12 protein-coding genes and 2 pseudogenes are annotated in these 18,051 nt (G+C 65.3%); all 14 read right to left on the bottom strand.

What is annotated here, in order from left to right:
• On the bottom strand, positions 1-933 hold a 933-nt coding region (locus tag DB708_RS27015; protein WP_108926506.1), incomplete at its 3' end, for a PPE domain-containing protein.
• Positions 934-939: 6 nt separating this feature from the next.
• Positions 940-1,245 carry a PE family protein gene (locus tag DB708_RS27010; RefSeq protein WP_235616965.1) on the bottom strand — a complete coding sequence of 102 codons (306 nt, stop codon included), beginning with the start codon at positions 1,243-1,245 and terminating at the stop codon, positions 940-942.
• Between the two features lie 189 nt (positions 1,246-1,434).
• Positions 1,435-5,448, bottom strand: a pseudogene (eccCa, locus tag DB708_RS27005) (type VII secretion protein EccCa).
• A 6-nt stretch (positions 5,449-5,454) separates the two neighbouring features.
• Positions 5,455-6,952: pseudogene (gene eccB / locus DB708_RS27000) on the bottom strand (type VII secretion protein EccB).
• Positions 6,953-7,003: 51 nt separating this feature from the next.
• Entirely contained in the window at positions 7,004-8,533 is a 1,530-nt protein-coding gene (locus DB708_RS27475) for a DUF2710 family protein (protein WP_108926504.1), read from the bottom strand.
• The gene (eccE, locus tag DB708_RS26990; RefSeq protein WP_108926503.1) at positions 8,530-10,068 is read right to left on the bottom strand and encodes a type VII secretion protein EccE; all 1,539 of its coding nucleotides are present in this window, start codon (positions 10,066-10,068) and stop codon (positions 8,530-8,532) included. The genes DB708_RS27475 and eccE overlap by 4 nt, the downstream gene beginning before the upstream one ends.
• On the bottom strand, positions 10,065-11,711 hold the full coding sequence (gene mycP / locus DB708_RS26985) for a type VII secretion-associated serine protease mycosin (protein ID WP_108926530.1): 1,647 nt from the start codon (positions 11,709-11,711) through the stop codon (positions 10,065-10,067). The genes eccE and mycP overlap by 4 nt, the downstream gene beginning before the upstream one ends.
• Before the next feature lie 5 nt (positions 11,712-11,716).
• Complete coding sequence (eccD, locus tag DB708_RS26980; RefSeq protein ID WP_108926502.1) at positions 11,717-13,210, bottom strand: type VII secretion integral membrane protein EccD; 1,494 nt, start codon at positions 13,208-13,210, stop codon at positions 11,717-11,719.
• Entirely contained in the window at positions 13,210-14,238 is a 1,029-nt protein-coding gene (locus DB708_RS26975) for a MinD/ParA family ATP-binding protein (RefSeq protein WP_235616964.1), read from the bottom strand. The genes eccD and DB708_RS26975 overlap by 1 nt, the downstream gene beginning before the upstream one ends.
• A 35-nt stretch (positions 14,239-14,273) precedes the next feature.
• Positions 14,274-15,107 (bottom strand): ESX secretion-associated protein EspG, encoded by an 834-nt coding sequence (locus DB708_RS26970; protein ID WP_108926500.1) that lies wholly within the window; start codon positions 15,105-15,107, stop codon positions 14,274-14,276.
• Positions 15,108-15,166: 59 nt separating this feature from the next.
• A complete protein-coding gene (locus DB708_RS26965) occupies positions 15,167-15,457 on the bottom strand; it encodes a WXG100 family type VII secretion target (protein ID WP_108926499.1) in 291 nt (96 codons plus the stop codon).
• Between the two features lie 51 nt (positions 15,458-15,508).
• A complete protein-coding gene (locus DB708_RS26960; RefSeq protein WP_108926498.1) occupies positions 15,509-15,832 on the bottom strand; it encodes a WXG100 family type VII secretion target in 324 nt (107 codons plus the stop codon).
• A 142-nt stretch (positions 15,833-15,974) separates the two neighbouring features.
• Complete coding sequence (locus DB708_RS26955; protein ID WP_108926497.1) at positions 15,975-16,484, bottom strand: pullulanase; 510 nt, start codon at positions 16,482-16,484, stop codon at positions 15,975-15,977.
• Between the two features lie 24 nt (positions 16,485-16,508).
• Positions 16,509-17,951, bottom strand: a complete 1,443-nt coding sequence (locus tag DB708_RS26950) for a CCA tRNA nucleotidyltransferase (RefSeq protein WP_108926496.1) — start codon at positions 17,949-17,951, stop codon at positions 16,509-16,511.
• Positions 17,952-18,051: the final 100 nt, after the last annotated feature.

The following is an 18,051-nucleotide window of genomic DNA, read 5'->3' as shown; positions in this document are numbered from 1 at the left end:
ACCCATGCCCACGCCCCCGCCGCCAGCTGCCCCGCCCAAGGGACCGGTTGCCCCGGCCAGAAACGGCTCGGCGGCGGCGCCGGCCGCTCCGGCATTGCCACCACCGGCCGAGGAAAAGGCGCTCGTCATCGACTGGAGCAGCCCCTGCGGCATGCTGGCCATCCCCTGGAGTGCATCCATCGGTGCCTTGACCGCCTGCTGGAGCGGTTCGGTCACGCCGGAGATCATTTGCATCGGGGCCTGCATGAGGGAACTGAGCTGGCTGCCGCCCTCGGCGGGTGCGGCCGCTGCCTGCCCGGCACCCTGCGTTGCCTGGCTACCTAGCTGCATCGCGCCGTTCATGCCGCCCTGCGCGCCCGCCTGTGCCACAGCCGAGGCCGCCGCCGCCGGGGCGGCAGGTGAGGCACCCATCGGTGCGATCGGCGGGGGAACGGCCAGCGCCACAACGAGCGCGGCCAGCGCACCCGAGTAGGTCCAGCCGATGCTCGAATTGTGCGGCCAGTGTTCGCCGTAGTACTCGCCGTCGCGCTCACCCATCACGGGGGTGTTCTGCCCGAAGAAGTTTGTGTGGAACAGTCCCCACCATTCGATCCGGTTGGTCGTCGACACCACTGACGGGATGACCGACGATCTCGCAATCATGAAGGCCTCGACGGCGGCCGTCGTGACCCCGATCTTCTCCGCGGTCCAGCCCACCAGCGTGTGCAATCCGGCATTGAGACCGGTCGAGGTGACCATCGACGCGAGTGCGCCCACGCCCTGCCACTGCGCGGCCGTGGCCAGGGAGTTGACGCTGGAAAGGCCGGCCGCCAGTTCCTTCGTCGTGGTCTCGGTGACCCAGACCGCGTTATTGGCGATCACCGACGCCGGGTTGCCCGCCTCAAAGATCGCGGCGACGATCTCGGGCGGACCTGTCCACCTGGGATCGGGCATCTTCGGTTAAATCGCGCTGAGGCCCGCGCCGAGTTCATCGGCGGTGACGTTAGTGACAGAAGCAAGGCCTTGCGCGCCCGAGAAGGCGGACCGCTGACCGGCGTGCTCGGACGCGGTCGCTATGTAGGCGCCACCCGCAGCGTTCAGCGCCGCGGCGAATTCCACGGAATCGGCATCCGGAGCCATCGGCAGCACGCCGGTCAGCGCAGCCGCGCCGGCCGCGGTGGTGGCCGCCATCTGCTCGCTGACCGCGCCTTCTGTGACCGCCGACAAGTCAACGGCGCCAGGCACCATTCCAAATATCCCAGCCATTTTGCCCTCCGTATTTCTCAATGTATTTCTCAATGCCCGGATTCATCCGTAGGGGTATACCCCCTTTGGCTGGCTCCCCACCAGGCAAGTTGTGCCCGCCGAACACGCGGAATGGCCTGATTCTATGGTCGCCGCTGGCGGGTGTCGATTCACCTTTTCTGATGCCCTGGCCGACCATCACGGACTGGCCTACTCCGGCGTTCCTACCAGCACACCTTCGATCGCTCCGTCCGTGGTGACGAGCAAACCGCGCCCCGGCGGCAATTGCTGAGCGCCCACCCTGCCGAACACCTTTACCGTCGCCGGGTCGTTGTCCATAAATAAGGTGGGCGCCCGCGAACTGGTCATCTTTTGCAGGAATGGATTGGTCACGGAGATACCCGCCCAGTTTCCGGGCAAGCGCGAAGCAATCACGTGCAGGCCAATCTCGCGACTGCGTTCGATCAGTCCCCATAACGGCGCACTGGCCGCCGCCTTTCCGATCGCGCCGTGCGGACGCAGTTCCTGCTCGTCGTCGACCAACAGGAAATGGTGTGGCCCGTCCCAGGTGCTCCGGCTCAGCAACTCCTCCTGGCTCAGTCCTGACGGGGGAAGACGGTCGCGCATCATTGCCGTCAATTCCTCGATCACGGCATCGATATCGTCGGCCGTATAGGCGTACGCGCGCACATGCGGTCCGCGAATCTTCCCGATCAGCGACGTCTTGGGATCGATGATGGTGATCTGCGCCTGCTCGGGAGTAAACCGGCTCATGACCGCCTGCCCGAAGGCAGCCAGGGTCGTGGTCTTCCCGCACAACTGGCGGCCCAGTACCAACATGTTGGGCACCGCCCGGGTCGGCAAATATGTTGGCTGCAAAGCACTTTCGCCAATGGCGAAGGGAACGTTGAACGGGTCCGACGCGACGTCGGTCTCCGCGAACGCGGCGATGACCTGGGCCAGCTCGATGCATTCGGGCAGCCGCGCCAGCTTCTCCAGCCGGCCGACGCCAGTCACGTCGGCAATGACCGCGCCGAGCTGCCGCGTCGTCACCCGTTCGCCGGTGGCCGAGGTAATCTCGGGCACTCCGACCAGCAGCTCGTGGCCCTCCCGGGTGACGCCGAAACCCGGCCGGTCCAGTGTGTTGCGCGCGGCTTTTCGGCGCTCGAGGCCTTCGCCCATCTGGGTTTCGTCGGGATTGCTCAGCCGCAGCTGAATTCGCGCGTTCGACACGTTGACCAGCGCCTGCTTCTGGCCGACCAGCCACGCAGTGGCGGTGGTCGCGATGTGAACCCCGTAGGACAGGCCCTGGCGGGCGATCGTGACCAGGCGATCTCCCATCGGGGAGTCCTTGTCGTACAGGTCGCTGAAGTTGTCGACCACGAGGAAGACATCACCGAACTTGTCGGCGGGATCGGTTCCGCCTTCCCGCTCGGTGCCGAACCTGCGTTCGCGGAATTCGGAGATGTCGATTTGGTATTGCTTGAACGCCGCCTCCCGCGCCAGGATCAGGCCCTCGATCGACGCGACGGTCCGCGAGACACCCTCGTTGTCCGTTTGGCTGACCACGGACGCCACGTGCGGCAACTCTTCGACCGGGTACAGCGACGCCCCGATGCAAAAGAATGTGACGCGTTCGGGCCGGTACATCAACGCAGCCGAGGTGATCAACGACATCAGGGTCGTCGATTTTCCGCGCTGAGCCGTCGCGACCACCATGATGTTATCCATCTCTGCGTCGATGGTGTACACCCGTTGGGCGTGGTCTTCGGGGATGTCGACAACGCCTACTGGGAACACCAGGCCGGGGTTCTGCCCATAGTCGACATACCACGGCTTACGCCGCCAGCTGGCCACCAGCGCGTCCATCGGCTCGCTGACTTCCAAAGGCGGAAGCCAGATTTGGTGAGGCGGTCGCGCGCTGTGCGCCATCAGCGACTCGCGGATGACGTCGACCAACTTCTTCTTCCGGAAACCGTCGGAGTGGAAGAGGAACTCGTCGGGCTCATCGGGTTCATCGGCGACGGCCAGGGCTTCGCTATCCGCTTCGCTCAGCGGCTGGTAAGCCCAGGTCAATGATCGCGGCTGCGAAAAGCTGACGTCCACCGTCTTGTTCACGTTGACGACCCGCTTGGGCACCACGAACGGAGCGGACACGTAAAAGCAGCGGAACTACTCTAAGTCGCGTGGCCCCACCTTGAGCAGCGCGTAGCCGTTCTCCTTCGACGGCAGATGCAACGCCGCGTCACTACCGATCACATCGCGCGAATCCTCCGCCGTCTCGGCGCGTAGTGCCACTCGAAAAGCTATGTTGCTTTTGACTTTACTGAGTGACGACAGGTCCAGTCGCTGACCGCCGAGCGTGAAGAAGACATTGCAGCCGCGGCCCTCCTGCCCGATGTGGATGACCAGATCGATCCATTCCGGGTGGTGGATGAACAGCTCGAGGTATTCGTCGATGATCACCAACAGAATCGGTACCGGTTCCAGATCCCGCCCGGCGAGCCGCGTTTCCTCATATTCGTTGGCGTCGCGCGCACCGGCCGCGTTGAAAAGCCGGTACCGCCGCGCGATCTCGCCATTGACTGCCTTGCGCATCCGCTCGGCTAGGTGCCGGTCATCCTTGCCAAGGTTGGACAGTGACCCCGCGACGTGGGGGAATCCCTGCAGATCCTGGGCTGCCGACTCGAACTTCATGTCGACAAAGATCACGATGAACGTCTCAGGGGAGTGCGTCAACGCGATACCGGTGCACAACGACAGGAAGTATTCCGACTTACCGGAACCGGATGTCCCGATCACCACAGAGTGAAACCCGAAACCGCCAAAGTCCTTGGCGCGCAATATGACGTTCTGCAGCTCACCACCTTGCTTGACGCCCACGGGCATCATCGCCCATTTGTGGTCGCCGCGGCCACGGCTATCACCCCAGAGTCTGTCGACGTCTAGTTCCCGTGGATCGCTGACACCCAGCGCGCGCAGCAATTCGCCACCCTGGCTGTCGGTCTCCGAAAGTTCACCGGCGCTCATCGGGGACCAGCGGGCGAGTGCTCGTGCGTACCTGTTGGCGGTGCTCTCGGCGAGCATGTCCGCCACGGCGTAGAACGTGCCACGGTGCACGAGCCTGCCTTCGCGCAGACTGAAACGCTCACTGTCGTCGGCGAATCCGACACCCACGCTCGCGCGGGACGCCAGGCGTAACACGGTGATGCCGGCCATGCCTTTCTGGCCGGTCACGCCCTCCCACTGCTCGGGGGTGCCGACGTTGTCGTCGACGATCACCCAGTGCGGCCCCAGCGCCAGGCCGGTGCTGGACTCGATCGGTGACGGCATCGACGTCGGGCTCATTCCGACCGGTGGCGTCCATGGCCCCCGGCCCTTGCGGTGCAGCTCGGCGTCGAGCGCCTCCTCCAGCTCAGTGGGGGAGGTGAACACCAGCCGGCGCAGCCCGCACGCGTCAAACATCTCGTCGTGCTGGTTGTGCGGCAACCACACTATCCACGACCACAACTCGGGATGGCGCGTCACCACCATGACCTTGAGATCGCTGGAGCTGTGGTAGACGGCCAGCGAGCACAGTATCGAACGGGCCAGGCTGTGGAGTTCGCTCGGATCGTCACCGATGAAGCTGAACCCGGGCTTGCCTCGTAGGCTCAGGACCTTACCGATACCCCGGATCTTGCTCTGCTCGAGGATGAAATCCCTAAGCGCGCCGCCGGTTACGGGCTCGAGCTCTTCACCGATCGGAACGTCGGGCCACTGCAGCGAAACCGCCGATTCGCTCGCTTGCTGGACGCCGATCCCGAGGCGGACGTCGAGGAAGTCCGGGTCGGCGGGGCGCCGTTCCCACATCCGCGGCCCACCGATGACGGTGTCCAGCTTCTGCGGATCGCCGTGTACAAAGAGCTGGCTGCGGCGCTGCTTTTCTTGCTCGCCCCAACTGATTCGGCGCCCGCGCCCCAAGCGCCCGCTGAACATCAGCGTGCCGAACCCGACCAGACCGATCATCGGAAAGAACCCCGACTGCAGTGACCGAATCCCCGACGCGTACATCACCACCAGCGTGCCGATGATTCCGACGAGCAAGGCGGGTACCGCGATCATCAGCAAGATGTTGCGGGGTTCACGCTCAGGCAATGCCAACGGTGCGGCGACCGCGATGCGCACCGGCGGAACACTCGGCGCCGGCTTGCGGCGGCCGCGGACGAAACCTCGCTTGGACATCGCTGCTTAACCCCCACCTGCCAGTTCGTTGAGATCGGGAATCGGCGCCACCGCAACACCTCCGGTCACGGCGTCGCGCGCCACCAAGGCGGCGTCGCGCCCAATCGCGGGCCCCGCCGCAAAGGTACGCACGATCGGCCAGGGTGCCTGCACCGCCAGCCGTGGATCCAGCCCCAGTGCCTGCATGGTCGCGTGATCTGATTGGATGCCGTATCGAACACCTTGCGGTGAAAGCCAATACAAGCTTTCCCGGCTGTCGGCCGTGGCGACACCGCTAGTGGTCGTCACGAAGTTCGCCGCCCCGGGCAACACCAATGTCTGTTGTGCCTCAGCGGAATTAGGGTCGCGGTCGTCGCGAACCAGCCGAACCAGGCGGGAATCCATGCCGATCGAAACCGGTAACCCTCGGCCGGTGAAGATCGTGATCCTGGCTTGCGGATCGCCCGTTTGCTTCTGCCATCCCACGCAGGTTGCCGGATTCGCGGCGGTGTCAACGAAATCCAGCTTCTCCGACGGATAATAGTCGACGTCGAGCACATCGACCACCGGGATTTGAATCAGTTTGTCGGGCGCGATCAGGGGTAGGCGTCGTCGAGCCCTCTGAATCCGCGGTCCGCAACAGGTCCGCGACGAAGCTGGTGATCTTCTGCACGCCGTCCGGCAGCAGCACATAGAAGCCGTTGACGGTGCCGCTGGCGTCACGGGTCTGCAGCACCCTGCCCACAATCGAGCCCGGCACCCAGCGCGACGGCGCCCCACGGCCCGGAATCGCAGGCAAAACAAGGGGTTCCGTCGAAGGCATAGCGTCGAACAGGGCGTTGGAGATTTCGATCGGATAGGTCACCCCGGGGTCGAGTCCGAGGTTGAATGTCACCGATCGGTCCGCTGGGTCGATACGGGACCGTTGGCCTCGCCAGATCACATATGTTGCGCCCTTGTGGGTTGCCAGGATGGCCTGCTTCGGGCTCATCGGCTCCGAGCGCCCGATGGGGGAGAGCCGGCCGGCAATAGAGGTCACCACCGGAAGGGTTCCGCTGCCGCGGGCGGCCGCAGCGTCGCAGACCGACCACGCCGATTCGGCGCTCGCCGTGACCGGCAAGCTGTCCGGCGCACCTGGAATTCCGATGATCGGGCCGGTCGGATACTTGGCGATCTCGCTGGCTTTGACCCAAGTCGGAGAGCCGGCGCTGCCGACCGCCAATCGAGCCGAGGTCAAGTTGAGCGCGGGGTAGAGCCGCCCGTTGATCTTCGCGTAGACCGCACCGGTGTCACGATCGCCGACGATCGACGACTGGCCGACCAACCCCGAGGGCTTCATGACATGCAGTAGCGCCATCCACCCGATGCCGATGACGACCAGCACGATCGACAGCGCCACGGCCGCTTGCTGTTTACGGTCGTCGTGCCTCATCCGGACCGAAAAGCGGGTGATCGCGGCGCGCAGCCGCCGGTTGTAGAACAGGTGCCCCGAATTCTGGTCGCGGTTGGACAGATTGAGTGGCACGGTCATTACTCCCTTCGGCGGTCGATGCAGGGTGCTGCATCGACACCGACATCAGTGCAGCTCGTCGCCGTACCTCGCCCGATTCTCGGCCTCTGCCTCCGCGCGAAGCGCCGCGATCGCGAGGTTTAACCTGTCTGCCAGCGCTGCGTGCGCGTAACCGGTCATCACACCCGGGTGCAGCGTCAGCTCGATCAACTTGCCGTCGGAATTTGCCACGGCGCGAATATCCCCCAAATCCACGCTGTACGTGATCGTCTCGGCTTGCGCGACAAGGGCCTCATCCATGAACAGGATGCGGCCCAGCGATCGGTCTATCAGCTCGTTGGTTTTCGGTCCCGACGCACCGATGTGCTCGCCGCAGAAATCGGCCCGCTTGACTTCGACGATCTCTGGATGGCGAACGATGCCCAACCCGGCGTAGATCTTTCCGAGCGCCTCGGCGGTGGTGGTCTTACCGGTGCCGGGCGGTCCGACCAACAGCATGTGATTGGTCTGATTGGCCACCGGCAGGCCCGCCGCCAGACGCAGTGCACGGACCTCGATCTGGTCTTCCAGTTCAGCGACCGCGCGTTTGACGTCGGCCAGCCCAACTTGGTTGTCGAGCAACGCGCGCCCCTCCTGCAGGAGTTCAATGCGGCGCTCTTGGTGCTCCTCCTCCTGCCGCTGCTGCTCGGATACCTCGGTGGTCACATCCCACTTATTTGAGCGGGAACTGATGGCATCCTCGTCGGTGACCACCAACTGCAGCGCCGGGTCGGCCAGCGCTTGCTTGGCCGGCTCGATCAAGGCGCCGTTGATCGTCGCTTTGGACAACCAGATCTGCGCCTTGGGTTCGTCTCCCAGCTGGCGGTGCGCCATCCCGCGCACGTAGGCAAGATCGGCGGCGATCAGCGGGAAGTCGGTGGGATCGACTGCGGTGATGGCGGTTTCGAGATGGGAACGCCGCGTCTCGGTCGGCCCACCGAATCCGGCACGCAACTCGACCCGGTCGGTCCACTCCAGCGCGACCCTCGCCTGACCCAGATGCGCCGCGGCATGTGCCGCCAGCGTGCAGGTGGCCGCGGTGACCGCCGACATGATGATGGCCTGGGGCGGCAGGGTCGCCGCCGCCACCGCGATGACGTCCGGCCAGCGTTGCGTGGCGAACATCAGATAGGACTCGATGTACTGCTTCCACTGGTGGTTCTCCCAGGTGTCCAGCAGCGTCGAATCCGCAAGCAGCGCTTCGGCTTTCTCGTACTGGCGATCGTCGATTAGAGCGCTCGCCAGCGCCAGGCCCGCATGCGAGGCCTCGGTCACCGAAATCGACAGATAGGGGCCGGCTTTGATCGGCGCCGACAACCGTGCGCCTATCCGGTTGGTCTCCCGATGCAGCCGGATCCCGTAGGTGTAGAGCTGCTCGACGGTGGACAACGCCTCGTCACCCGCGGCGATCCGGCCCAGCCAGGCATCGGCCATCGACGGGTCGACTTCGGTTGCTTCCTGGAACCGCGCCGCCGCTCCGGCGACATCGCTGTCGAGTAGCGCCATCGCCGTATCGAAATACTTGCGCGCGGCGGCCGGCGTGGTGCTGCTGGTCATGAGGTGTCCACCGCTTCAAGATCCGGGGTTCGCAAAGCCATCGGTTCCGACGATACGTACCTGTTCTCGGCGCGGAACAATTCCACTTCCACCGCGTGCAGCTGGCCGTCCGTCGTCGCATCAACCGTCGCGGGGCCCGTCTGGGTGATCAGCACATTGGCGGTCCCCCGGTACGGCTCGGCCGGTCCTCCGACAGAAATCAGGGCGTTCGGTCGCGGAGCCGGCGACATGCTGCCGTCGACGACACTGACCGTGGTGCCCGACACCGGCTTCGCCTGATCGGTCACGGCGATGTCCGGCATCCGAACACTGGCCCACCGCTGCATGTTTCGAGTGTGCACCGTGATGCGCTCGCCAGCACCGGCCAAGCGGATGATGAATCGCTTGGCCAGCGCGTCCTCCGCGGCGATGTGCACCCGGCTGAACTCGCCCGCGTCGTCGAGCGGCAACAGCATCCGATTCCCGCCGGTGACCTTGCCGAGCAGCACACCCGACGGTCCGATCGGGACGACGAGCGGCCCGTGCAGGACACCGCGCCGGATTCCGCGCAGCAGCGGCAGCGGACCGCACAGATTGGCCGCGACGGCGTGCGCCTGCTCGCCCCGCAAGGTCCGCAACCGCATGCTCAACGAGGCCGTCGGTGGTTGTGCGCTGCGCACGGTCACCGTGGCCGTAGCGGTGCCGTCGCTGTAAAGCGTGACGTTCTGCGTGATCCCATCGACCCGCGCCGACCACGCTTGCGCCAACTTCTCCGACGTGATGTCGGCGGCCCGGTACCAATAGGTCGTCAACCAACCGCTGTCGCCGCGCACCGACCGCCACCGCCTACCGGAGACATCCAGTGCGGAGCGGCCCAATCTCCGCTCCATCTCGACGATGTCGGTGGCTGTCGCCACCTTGGCGTGGATGCCGTGCTGGCGCAGGGCCGCGCTGATTCGCTGGGCGGCCGCAAGCGTCGCGCTACCGACCGAGGTGCGCCCGCGCAGCGCCTCGACATTGTCCAGGGCCGAGATCCGGACGATGAGCCAAGTCTCGCGCTGACCGGCATAGGGCGGTGTGCCGATCAACGTGTCGTACACCCGCGGGTAGTCACCGGTGTTGCGCCGGCGTGCCCCGGCCGTGACGACACTGAGCGATTCCAAGGTGAGGCCGAGGCTCTGGTGCAGCAATCCCAGCAGCTCGGTGACGTCGAAGGCGTTGGCGGTGTAGGTGGCGGTCGATCCGGTGAACAGCGTTGGCGTATGCGCCTTCCCGAGCAGCTGGACCGCGGCCGCCGCGACGCCATCCTGGTACCGGATACCACCGCCGGCACGATCATTGGCGACGGTCAGCGGCTCGCTCCACCAGATCGGGCGACGACGCCGCAGCCACAGCACCAGCCAGGACCACAACGGCTGGCCTCGCCACCGGATAACGCCGACCGTAATTCCGAGCACCAAACCTGCTGCCGTACCGGGGTATCCGCCGACTGCCCAACCTCCGACGGCGGCCACGAAGATGGCGGCGATGATGGTCAGCTTCGTCCCGGCGGTCATCGCTCGCGCCGCGCTCGAACGATCAGAGAGACCACCCCGATGGCGGCCAGCACCACGCCGGCGAATACCAGCGCCACCGTGCGGGCACGGTGGTCCGGCGGCGGCGGTGGCGGGACCGGGTGGACGATGCGGCCGGCGGCCGCGGGGGGAAGTCGTTCGCCTGCGGGCACATCGAAGGTCAATGCCGCGACTGGATCGACAACGCCGTAACCGACCTGGTTGTCGACTCCGCGTGGTGGATTGTGTGCGGTCTGCAGAATCCGATTGATGATCTGGTGGGCGGACAGCGCCGGATATTTGGCTCGCACCAGCGCGGCCACCCCGCTGACGTACGCCGCGGAAAAGCTGGTTCCCCAGAACGGCATGTTCTTCTCGCCCGGGCGGATCGGCGGGTAGGCATTCGCCGGTCCCCCGGATTCCGGGGAGAGTCCCATGATTCCGACGCCTGGTGCCGCTGCGGCCACCCACGGTCCCGCCAAGCTCTTGTTGATCGGTGCACCGGTGTTGTCGACCGCACCCACCGACAAGACGTAATCAGAGAACCAGGACGGCGACGAGACTGTCTTGACTTGGTGCCAGTCGCGTGGATCGGAAGCGTTGAGCGGATCAAACGACGGGTTCTGCGCGCAGCCGTCTTCGCTGTCGTTGCCCGCCGCGGCAACGATGACGGCGTCCTTGACTGTGGCCGCATACCAGACAGCGGCGCCGATGGCGCCCTGATCCAGTGGGTCAGCGGCCGAAACACACGCAGTCACACTGATATTGATCACCTTGGCACCGATGTTCGCGGCATGCACGATGGCTCTGGCCAGAGTCGCGATGGTGCCGGCCTTCTTGCGCCCCTCAAAGTCGCCGGCGCCGGGATTCACCGGTTCGAAGGCCCGCGAGGACTGGCGGATCGAAATGATGACCGCGTGGGGCGCGACTCCGGCGACACCGTCGGGGGCGCCCGGGGGCGGCGGCGGCACCTCGGGGTCGTCGGGCTGGCCGGGCGCCGGGTCTCCCGGCCCATTCGACGGCACGTCGGGCGGCGGTGGTGGCGGCGGCGCCACGGTCTGCGTGATCGTCACCGGTGAGGGCGGTGGCGGCGGTGCGGGTGGTGGTGGTGGGCCGCCGGGCGGCGGTGCACCGGCATCGGTTGCCGGCGGGCCTGCCGGCGGGGGGAACGCCGGGGCGCTCGGCATTGGTGCGGGCATCGGAATTCCCTGTGGCGCAGCACCAATCAGCGACGCCACGACGGTGCCGTGCGCGTCGCAGTCAGTGAGACCGTCACCGCCCATGATGTAATCGCCACCCGGCACCACCGGCAGCCGCCGGCTGGGATTGATACCGGTGTCGATGACCGCGACCGGGACTCCGTTGCCGGTCGAGTACTGCCAGGCCTTGCTGAGGTTGAGCATCGTGAAGCCGGGCGCGGGCAGGGCGACGTTCGGATCGGCGACGGTAATCGTTCGCGCGCATGCAAAGCTCTGCCGCATCGGCTGATCCGAAGCCGGCTTGCCGTCGGCCGGTACCCGTCCGGGATCGACCACCGGAGGTGGAATCGCCTGTGCCGCAGGAGCACCCGCGATCAAAGCGACCAGTAGGCTCGTCAGTGCAGTGGCGGCGACCCGCTGGGTCAATGCGCGAGCGGTGAGAGCCATCTGGGTCATCGCATGCGCACCCAGGTGAACAATCCGCCGATCCATGCGGCCAGCGGCAGGGCCGCGATAATCGCTGCTATTTCCACCCATTCGGCGGTCATCCGCACCAGCGGAGTGAACCTGGTAATCGGCACCAGCAGCGCGGCCAGTAGACCCGCCCCGCCAAAGCCAGCCAGCACCAGGGTGCCGCACAGCACGCTGTAGCCCGACGGAGTCGGTTCGTGCACAACGTATTTGACGACACCGGCGCACAGTGCCGCGGCGGCGCCGCAAACCAGCGCGATCGCCTGCCGTTTGTCGGCGAACGCCCGCCCGCGGCTGATGAAGATCAGAACGAAAAGTGTGGCGAGTGCAGCGGCCGGAACGCTCCGTTCCTGGCCTGGCACCAGGGTGGCCCACACCGCGACAGGAAGCATCAGCCCGGCTCCGACGCAGATTCCCGTCAGGACGTTGTTGGCGTGAATGGCGGCCAGTGCGATCTGCGCACCGCGCGGCGTGGTGTCCGAATTTGCTTCCTCGTCGGCGCCCTCTTCGACGGGCGATACCGCGTCGGCGGGTAGACCCGCGCTACGGCGGAACAGATCGCGCCCGGTAATCGACCCGAAGTACGGCGGCCGGATCCGCGCGACCCACAACGCGATCGTCGGGGACATGGTCAGCAGCAGTAGCAGGGCGACCAGGGTGCACATCCCCAGCCATTGCGCGGGCACCGGCCACCACATCCGGGCGGCGGCTGCCGCGCCGGCCAAGCCGAGTACGGTCACCGCGGTCGCTGCCACATTGGCGTGACGCCCGGTGGCAGCAGCGATTCCGCATGTCAGCACGGCACCGGCCAGGGCAGCGATGAACACATGCGCGGCCCCTAGGCGGCCGGGAGCCCCGCCCGCAAGGCTCACCGTGAGCAACGGCAACGCGATCCAGCCGAGCCCGTCGACCATGTCGGCGCGGCCCGGCCACCATCGCCACACCGTGGCCGCGCCACCGGCGATCAGCAGACCGGCCACACCGGTCACGATGGTGGGCATCAAGGAGTCGGTCGAGAAGCGTTGGCGGACAGCCAGTCCCAGTAACGTCAGCGAGACCATTGCCAGAATGACCAGCGCGGTGCGGGCAGCGGTTCGCAGGGTTACCGGTTCGAACAACGACTTCCCGACCCTGGCCAGGCCGGTGGACAACGACTCGTACTGCGGCTCGAACGATTCACCCTCGACCACGGGAACCAGCGTGAGCGTCGCGCCGTCTTCGACGCCGAGTTCGTCAAACGTCTTGGTGACGTCCAACCGGACCCCGTTGGCCTTGTGGAGTTCGTACCCGACACCGGGCTCGAGTCCGGCGAACCCCCGGCGTTTGAGTTCCTCATTGAGCAATTCCACAACGTTGTCGATAAAAGCCTCGATCGGCACCGAGGCAGGGTACACCTGCGAGACCAGGTGTTCGCCACATACGACTGCAACCGCACATCGGGCTGGAAACGAAACCTTACCCTGGTACGGGGCCATTAGCGCGGCCTGTCGGCATCTGGAATGTATTTGTCAGCCAAAGCCGCGGTGATTTCGAATATGCGCAGACGAGTTTTCTTCTTCAGCTCATGCCGGGTATCAATTATCCCGCCTTTAGCGAGGAACGGGTCGTACGGCATGAACTCGACTGTCGCACCTGATTGCGCGAAACGCTCGGTGAGATAGGTACGCGCCTCAGCATCGTATTTATCGCGGCTATCGTTCAGGATGACCATGCTGCGGGACACCAGCTCGTGATAGCCCATCGAGCGCAGCAAGTCGATCGCACGAGTCACCGGCAACGAGGTGTCGGCCGTCAGGCCGGAGACGAACACCAGCGTGTCGCATGCGTCGAGCACAGCCTTCATCACGGGGTGCTCGAGGTCGTCAGAGGTATCCACCACGATGACGGTGTGGGTGCGGCGCAGCCGCGACAGCACTCCGGAGAACATCGAGGCAACCAGCGGCCGCGGCTGGTCCGACGCTCGGTTGCCGGCCAGCACGTCGAGGCCAAGACTGTTCTGCCCCAAGTGTTCCCGGATGTCCGCGTAGCCCTGAACGTCGGTGTCGTTGAGCACCGCGGAGTAGTCGCCCGGCGGGGATTCGTCGATTCGGCCGGCCAGCGTGCCAAAGCCGGGGGCTGCGTCGATCGCGACCACATTCTCGGGCCGGCATTCCCGGAACACCGCGCCGATGCAAGCCGTCATCGTCGTCTTGCCGACACCACCCTTGCCGGAGATGACTCCGACGACGTACTGCTTCCGGATATGGCGCCGTATCCGCTCCTGCAATTCCCGGTAATGCCTTTCGGAAGGCGATTCGCCGAAATTAATTGCATGGCCTGACAACTGATAGAGAAATTTGCGCCAACCACCCCCGGGTGGAATTTTGCGCGGCGCAACCATATCGGAAATGCGCAAAGTTCCCGATACCGAATCTTGGTTTTGGTAGCGCGCGGCAGGCGCTTCTCGCCGAGTCGGCCCGCCTTGTTCCGGAGAATTAGATGAGCCCGTCCACGGATTTGTCACGATGCCGATGCTATCATTTTCGCACTACCTTTCGACTACACGACTTTTCGGTATGAATGCCATTCTTGGTCGGCAGGTAGCCGCCGCACCATATGGTTGATCGCAGACCCAATGTTGTTCTTGGTCCCCGGCGCGATGATCATCCACTTCTTCGCGCCTGAAGATACGTGTTCGGCCACCAGCCGTCCTTCGGGTGTATCGATGATCGTCACCGCCCCCGGTTCGATGTAGGTCCGGGTGGGGCCGCCGCTGTCCACCCCGGACTGCATCGCGACGATCGAAGCCTGAGCCGATCGGGCGGGATCGGTGGCCAGTTTCAGCAGGTGCACCTGATCGGCATCGAGCCCTTGCTTGCCCAGGAATTCGTGCAACGATCCCTCGTCGGTGGCAGCTGCTCGCATAGCATCCGCATCCAGCGTGACAGGACGCAACGGCGCGGGATCGATTGCGCCGCAAAGACGCTCGATCTGAGAGTTGAGGGCGGCGGTGGCCGTGCCCTCGTTGCTCGTGATGCCCGCGCCACTAATCCGGACGAGGTCTCCCGACCGTTCGATGGCGACCCACCAATGCGCGAACCTGGCGAGCAGCGCTCGCGTCGTTTCGTCGTCATTGGGCAGCCGGAAGTGCACCAGCAGCGCGATATCGCGGCGCGACAGCACAGTCAGCCACTCAACGATCGTGCCGTCGACAGAGTCCGTTTCGTCGATAGCCCCCGCAGCCCGCAGTTCCGCGGCCACGGGGTGGTCCAGCGCCTTGTGCTTGGGCTCGACGCTGGGCAAGTGGGGTCGCAGCCCCATCTCGGGGGCTAAGACCTCGATGCCGGTGAGGACCTGAAGGACCCACAGGCCGTCAAGAGATGTGGTTAACACGGTCTTCCCTTAAAGCCAAGAGCGGGGCGCACGCTCTGGTGCGCCCCGCAAAGCCGGGACTACAGAAAGAAGCCGCCAATTTGGTTATCCGTATTGATGGCGTTGTCGTGCACCGTGTTTACGGTGTGCCCGTGCAGGCTGACGGTCTGGATCATGTCCTGCAACCCGTGCAGCATTTGCTGTTGTGCCTCGAAAAAGGCCGTGGCACCGTGCCCCTGGAAAAACTCCGCCAACGACTGAGTGATGTGAAGAACGTCGTCGTGAATTTCCATCAATTGCGCGGCCTGCGTTGCGATGTCACCCGAGAGGCCGCCGACCGCGGCGTGGTTGTAAACAATCTGCTCTGACATGTTGGTAGTTCCTTACCTGAATACGCTTTTGGGATTGGCTGCAATGCCGGCTTAGGTGGACTGAACTCCGCCAAACACGCCGTTGAGGCTGTGCGCTGAATCGGCTTCGTGGTGCTCCATCAGCGTTGCCGACTGGCCGAGGCCGTGCGCTAATCGGTTACCGCCGGTCATGATCTGCTGCAGGTCGTGCTGAATTTGGCCTGCCGTGTTCAGCGACGTCGAGCCGGCTTGGCCGGCCCATCCGGTGGCGCTGACGATGTTCTCGTGGCCGCTCAGATATTGATTGGCGATTGCGGCGGCTTCTTGCAATCGCGATTCAATCCGTTGCTTTGAACTCCGTAGTAGTTCCGGTGTGACGACCGTTGTCCCCGCCATGTGTTTCTCCCTTGATTTCCGTAGGCTCCCCGACCTGGATATGGGTAAGAGTGTAGACAGGGATCGGGGTCTGTCACTTCAGTTCTATTGCCCGCTGCACAGGCGTTGATTTACCCATTCCCGAATGCCACAAAACACCATGTCAAAGGGTGCTGGCGCCGTCGGCTGAGCCATCGCCGTCGGTATCGGATAATCGGACATCCCAGCGGCCGTCGCCGTCGGAATCGACATAGCCGGTCACGCCGTTCGGATCTGCGCACAGCACCCGGTCGGCCACCCCGTTGCCGTCGCTGTCCAGCAGTCGATCATCCGGGCGGCCCTGCCCGTCGAAGTCGACCAGCGGACCGCCGGTGTGCTCGACGCCGTCGAGTGAGTACCAGCGCAGTCCCCCGACCCGGTCCACAGCGACGGCCCAGGTCCCCGACCCGTCGTCGGTGAAGTACGCCTCGGGTGTGCCGTCGTTGTCGAGATCGAGCACCGCGTGATCGACGACGCCGTCGCCGTCGAGATCCGCCAATGCGTCGTCGCGCAGTCCGTCGTGGTCGAAATCCAGCCCGATTGATTCGAGCCGGCCGTCATGGTCAAGGTCGAGGTCGGGTTGGCCGTGCCAGATGGCGGCCGCACCGCTATCACTAGATAGGCAGTAATCCATACGGGTTCGGACGCGCGGGCATCGCTAACCGTTCCCCCGGGACTGCCACCAGGCCAGCAGCTCCGCGGTGGCTTCCTCGTCGGTCAGCGGTCCGCGGTCCAGCCGCAGCTCCTTCAAGAAGCGCCACGCCTCACCGACCTGCGGCCCCGCCGGGATGTCGAGCAGCGCCATGATCCGGTTCCCGTCCAGGTCGGGACGCACCCGCGCCAGATCTTCCTGGGCGGCCAGCTCGGCGATGCGTGCCTCGAGGCGGTCGTAGTTGGCCTGCAGCCGGGCGGCCCGCCGCTTGTTGCGCGTCGTGCAGTCGGCACGCACCAGCTTGTGCAGCTGAGGTAGCAGTGGCCCGGCGTCGGTGACGTAGCGGCGCACCGCCGAGTCGGTCCACTTCCCGTCGCCATAACCGTGGAATCGCAGGTGCAGATACACCAAGTGGGAGATGTCGTCGACCATCTGTTTGGAGTACTTGAGCGCGCGCAGCCGCTTGCGAACCATCTTGGCGCCGACGACCTCATGGTGATGGAAGCTCACACCGCCGTTGGGTTCGTGGCGTCTGGTGTCGGGCTTACCGATGTCGTGCAGCAGCGCCGCCCAGCGCAGCACCAGGTCCGGGCCGTCATCTTCGAGGCCGATCGCCTGGCGCAACACGGTCAGCGAGTGCTGGTACACGTCCTTATGCTGGTGGTGTTCGTCGATCGCCATCTGCATGGTGCCAACCTCCGGCAGCACCACCTCACCCATACCGGTCTGCACCAGCACGTCGATGCCGGCGACCGGGTCCGCGCCAAGGAGCAGCTTGTCCAGCTCGGCGGCTATCCGCTCGGCGCTGATCCGGCCCAGCTGCGGAGCCATCTCCTCGATCGCCGTCCGCACCCGCGGGGCGACGGTGAATCCGAGCTGCGAGACAAATCGCGCGGCGCGCAGCATCCGCAACGGGTCGTCGCCGAAGGACACCGACGGCGCGGCCGGGGTGTCCAGCATGCGTGCCCGCAGCGCCGCCAAACCGCCTAGGGGATCGAGGAATTCGCCGGGCCCGGTCGACGTGATCCGCACGGCCATCGCGTTCACGGTGAAGTCCCGGCGCACCAAGTCGTCGTCGAGATGCTCGCCGAACTGCACCTCGGGATTGCGTGACACCTGGTCATAGCGGTCCGCACGGAACGTAGTGATTTCCAGGCGATAGTCGTCCTTGCCGACACCCACGGTGCCGAACTCGATCCCGGTATCCCAGACCGCGTCGGCCCACCCCCGCACGATCTGCTGCACCTGTTCGGGGCGCGCGTCGGTGGCGAAGTCCAGATCCCCGCTCGGGCGGCCCAACAGTGCGTCGCGCACCGGACCGCCGACGAGATACAGCTGGTGCCCGGCGTCCGCGAACAGTCCGCCGACCTCGCGCAGCACCCCGGCATGCCGATTCAGGGCCACAGCAGCCGACGTCAGCAGCTCTACATCGCCAGCAGCTTCGGACACGTTCGATCAGCCTAGTCGCGTGACGATGCGGGCCCGCACGGCCCGCTGAGGAGGGCGGCACTCGAACACAGTCATGTCGCCGCCGAGCCCGCACCAGCGG

The sequence above is a fragment of the Mycobacterium montefiorense genome (assembly GCF_003112775.1).
In the GTDB taxonomy this organism is placed as follows: domain Bacteria; phylum Actinomycetota; class Actinomycetes; order Mycobacteriales; family Mycobacteriaceae; genus Mycobacterium; species Mycobacterium montefiorense.
The sequence above is the reverse complement of the archived record's forward strand: the minus strand, read 5'-3'. Positions and strand labels throughout refer to the sequence as shown.